The 4,050-nt window shown below is 75.0% G+C and carries 4 protein-coding genes and 1 pseudogene; all 5 read right to left on the bottom strand.

What is annotated here, in order from left to right; all coding sequences use genetic code 11:
* Positions 1-763: pseudogene (locus ABD317_RS34290) on the bottom strand (gephyrin-like molybdotransferase receptor GlpR); the annotation flags it as partial.
* A 124-nt stretch (positions 764-887) separates the two neighbouring features.
* Entirely contained in the window at positions 888-1,484 is a 597-nt protein-coding gene (locus tag ABD317_RS34285) for a GNAT family N-acetyltransferase (RefSeq protein ID WP_344295329.1), read from the bottom strand.
* Positions 1,485-1,501: 17 nt separating this feature from the next.
* Positions 1,502-2,011, bottom strand: a complete 510-nt coding sequence (locus tag ABD317_RS34280; protein ID WP_344295326.1) for a MogA/MoaB family molybdenum cofactor biosynthesis protein — start codon at positions 2,009-2,011, stop codon at positions 1,502-1,504.
* On the bottom strand, positions 2,008-2,499 hold the full coding sequence (gene moaC, locus ABD317_RS34275) for a cyclic pyranopterin monophosphate synthase MoaC (protein WP_344295323.1): 492 nt from the start codon (positions 2,497-2,499) through the stop codon (positions 2,008-2,010). Before moaC ends, ABD317_RS34280 begins: the two co-directional genes overlap by 4 nt.
* Before the next feature lie 105 nt (positions 2,500-2,604).
* Positions 2,605-4,050 (bottom strand): molybdotransferase-like divisome protein Glp (gene glp, locus ABD317_RS34270; RefSeq protein WP_425582516.1); only part of this gene is annotated, 1,446 nt, incomplete at its 5' end.

The following is a 4,050-nucleotide window of genomic DNA, read 5'->3' as shown; positions in this document are numbered from 1 at the left end:
TCCCGCCCAGCCGGCGGGCCGCCGCCTCGCCGCCGGCCTGGTCGGCGGTGAACGTGCGACGGCGGCGCTCCTGGGTGCGTACGCGGACGACGTACACCGTGAGCAGCAGCACCGGGACCACGACGGCCCACAGCAAGCTCGGCCCGCCCACCGAGGCCGCGACGGCGCCCGCCGTCAGCGCCACGAAGAGCAGCGTGAGCGTCCGCCGGCGGCGTGCCAGCACCCGGGCCCGTGCCCGGCGCTCCGCGGCCGCCTGCGGCGACTGGTTCCGGACGGGGGCGGAGGAGGCGGAGGGGGCGGAGGAGGCTGCGGATGCGGAAGCGGTGGATGCGGTGGGGGTGGGTGCTGGGGCTTCGGGGTGCTCGGCGGGGGCGGAATCTTCGGGGGCGTGCGCGCTCGCACCTCCGCCCGCCTGCGCATCCGTGCGCCTGCCCGCCTCCGGCTCCGCGCGCCCCTCCGGCTCCCCGTCCGCCCTCGCCCGCGGGTCGGTCACGGGCACGGCAGCGGCCCGGACGTCCACCACACCGCCTGCGGCGGGTGCGGCGTCCGGGCTGTCGTCGTCGCCTCCGGCGTTGTCTCCGGAGCCGTCCCGGTCCTGGTTGCGGTCCGCTCCGCCCCGCCCGGTCAGCAGCCGGATGGCGGTGCTGAAGCGTTCCGTCGGACGGGCTTCGTTCAGCTCGTCCTGCCTACGGAGCCACATCGGCACCAAGTAGGCGGCCCAGGCCCCGACGATCATTGCGTAGATGAGGCCGCTGCTGCTCACGCCTTACACGGTAGAGGCCGCGGCGTCAGCGCATGGGCCAATTGGCTCGGTGTGTCGCACCATCTGGCTGATATCTCGACCTTTTCTTCTGACTTTTTACGGTCCACATTATCGAATATTTGTTTTATTTCTCCGAGTGGCGCAGCCCGCGCCACCTGGTGATCAGCCCCTCCGGCACTTCCTCGGTGGTCAGCACGTACACCAGATGGTCCCGCCACGCCCCGTCGATGTGCAGGTAGCGGGGACGCACACCTTCCTCACGGAATCCCAGCTTTTCCACCACACGGCGGCTCGGCATGTTCTCCGGCCGGATACACACCTCGATGCGGTGCAGGCCCACCGTCCGGAAACAGTGGTCCACGGCGAGCGCCACGGAGGTCGGCATCACACCGCGCCCCGCGTAATCCCGGTCGATCCAGTAACCGATATGCCCCGAACGCATCGAGCCCCACGTGATACCCGCCACCGTCAGCTGTCCGCACAGCGTGCCCTCGTATTCGATGACGAAGGGCAGCATCCGGCCCGCGCTCGCCTCGCTGCGCAGATGCCGGACCATCTGCCGGAACGTGGGGCGGCGGGTGTGCGGGGTGCCGGGGGGCGGGGGCGGGACAGTGGCCTCCCAGGGGCGCAGCCAGTCGCGGTTGCGCTGGTTGATCTCCCGCCAGGCGCGCTGGTCGCGCACGCGGATGGGGCGGAGGGTCACGGGTCCCTCCGCCAGCATCGCGGGCCAGGACGCGCTCAGGGGGCACCGCCGGAGTGTCCGTGCTCGCCCCCGCCGCGCGCGTGGTCTCCCCCGTGCACCTGGTCGACCGCGTGCGGCAGCAGCCGTGCGAGCACCGCGAGCCCGTCGCGTACGCCGCCGGACGAACCCGGGAGGTTGACGATGACGGTACGGTCCGCGACCCCGGCGAGCCCGCGGGACAGCGCGGCCGTGGGCACCTTCCCGTACCCGTACGCCCGGATCGCCTCCGGTACGCCCGGCAGTTGCCGGTCGAGCACCCGGGCGGTCATCTCCGGGGTGCGGTCGGTGGGCGAGACGCCGGTGCCGCCGGTGGTCAGGACGACGTCGTAGCCGGCGGCGACGGCCTCGCGCAGCACCGCTTCCACGGGCTCGCCGTCCGGGACCACCCGCGGGCCGTCGGCGGCGAAGCCCATCTCCGCCAGCCCCGCGACGAGCAGCGGGCCGCCGGTGTCCGCGTAGACTCCCGCCGCCGCGCGGTTGGACACGGTGACCGCCAGGGCCCTCATGACCGGCTCCAGTCGCCGGACTTGCCGCCGCTCTTCGCCTCGACGCGCACGTCCGTGATGACGGCGCCCTTGTCGACGGCCTTCACCATGTCGACCACGGTAAGCGCGGCCACCGACACCGCGGTCAGCGCCTCCATCTCCACCCCCGTACGGTCCGTGGTGCGCACGGTCGCCGCGATCTCCACCGCGTCGTCCGCGACGCCGACGTCGACGGTGACGCCGGACAGGGCGAGGGGGTGGCAGAGCGGGATCAGCTCGGGGGTGCGCTTGGCGCCCATGATGCCGGCGAGCCGGGCCGTGGCCAGCGCGTCGCCCTTCGGCAGGGCCTCCCCGGGCACGGTGCCGCGCAGGAGTTCGACGACGCGCGGCGAGACCAGGACGCGCCCGGAGGCGCGGGCGGTGCGCGCGGTGGCGTCCTTGGCGGAGACGTCGACCATACGGGCGGCGCCGGTGTCGTCGAGGTGGGTCAGGCGGCTGTGCTGGCTCATGGCGTCAGAAGCTCCCGAGGTGAGTTCACGCGGAGCCACCGTACCTCCACGGCCTGCGGTTCGGCTCCGCGCGTTTCCTTCCCGGCGTAGGCTCCCGGCCCGGACTCAGTCGAGGAGTACGACGTCGACGGGCGAGCCCGGCTCGACCTCCGTGGTCTCCTCCGGTACGACGACGAGCGCGTTCGCCCGCGCCAGCGCCGCCACGAGGTGCGACCCGGCGCCGCCCACGGGGGCGACCTCCGCGCCGTCCGGCCCCGCGCCGTCCGGCCCCTCCCCGCCCGTACCGCCGGGCTCGTACCAGCCGCGGAGGAACTGCCGCCGGCCCGCCGGCGACGTCAGCGGCTCGTCGGCGGTGAGCCGGGCCCGCACCACCGGGCGGTGCACCGGCTCCATGCCCAGCAGCCTGCGGATCACGGGCCGGACGAACATCTCGAAGGAGATGTACGCGCTCACCGGGTTCCCGGGGAGGGCGAACAGCGGGGTGCGGTCCGCGCCGATGCGGCCGAACCCCTGCGGCTTGCCCGGCTGCATCGCCAGCCGCCGGAACTCCACGCCGCCGCCGGCCGCGCCGTCCAGCTCGGCCAGCGCCTCCTTCACCACGTCGTACGCGCCGACGCTGACGCCGCCGCTGGTGACCAGCGCGTCCGCGCGGATGAGCTGGTCCTCGACGGTGGCGCGGAGGGTCTCGGCGTCGTCGGCGACGGCGCCCACGCGGTAGGCGATGGCCCCCGCGTCGCGGGCGGCGGCGGTGAGCGCGTAGCTGTTGGAGTCGTGGATACGTCCGGGAGTGAGCTGCTCGCCGGGCGGAACCAGTTCGCTGCCGGTGGAGAGCACGACGACCCGCGGGCGCGGGCGGACCCGCACCGTGCCGCGGCCGATGGCGGCGAGCAGCCCGATCTGGGCCGGGCCGAGCACCGTGCCGGCGCGCAGCACCAGGTCGCCGGCGAGGACGTCGCTGCCGCGGGTGCGTACGTGCCGGCCGGTGCCGGCGGCTGCGTAGATGCGCACCTCGCCGCCGGCGCCGGCGGGCGACTCGCTGTGCGGGCGCATGGAGTCGACCCGGCCGCGGCCTGTGCCGCCGTCGGTCCACTCCACCGGGACGACGGCCTGCGTGCCGGGCGGCAGCGGGGCGCCGGTCATGATGCGGGCGGCCTCGCCGGCGCCGACGTGCGGCAACTCGGTGCCGCCGCCCGCCGGGACGTCGCCGATGACGCGCAGGACGGCGGGGAACTCGTCGCTCGCGCCCTCGACGTCGACGACGCGTACCGCGTACCCGTCCATGGAGCTGTTGTCGAAGGGCGGGAGGGCGACGGCGGCGGTGACGTCCTCGACGAGGACGCAGCCCTGGGCGTCGAGCAGCTGCAGCTCCAGCGGCTCCAGCGGGCGGATCTGCCGCAGTATGTCGTCGACGTGCTCCTCGACGGACCACATGCCGGCGGACCGGCGCCCCGGCTCCCCGGCGGCGCGCTCCGCCGCGGCGCGCTCCCCGGCGGCGCCCGCCGCCGCGGCAGGTGAGGGCGCTGCCGGGGCGCAGGAGCGCGCCGCGGCGGA

The sequence above is a fragment of the Streptomyces synnematoformans genome (genome assembly GCF_039531005.1).
GTDB classification, from domain to species: domain Bacteria; phylum Actinomycetota; class Actinomycetes; order Streptomycetales; family Streptomycetaceae; genus Streptomyces; species Streptomyces synnematoformans.
This window is presented reverse-complemented; position numbering and strand designations above follow the sequence as displayed.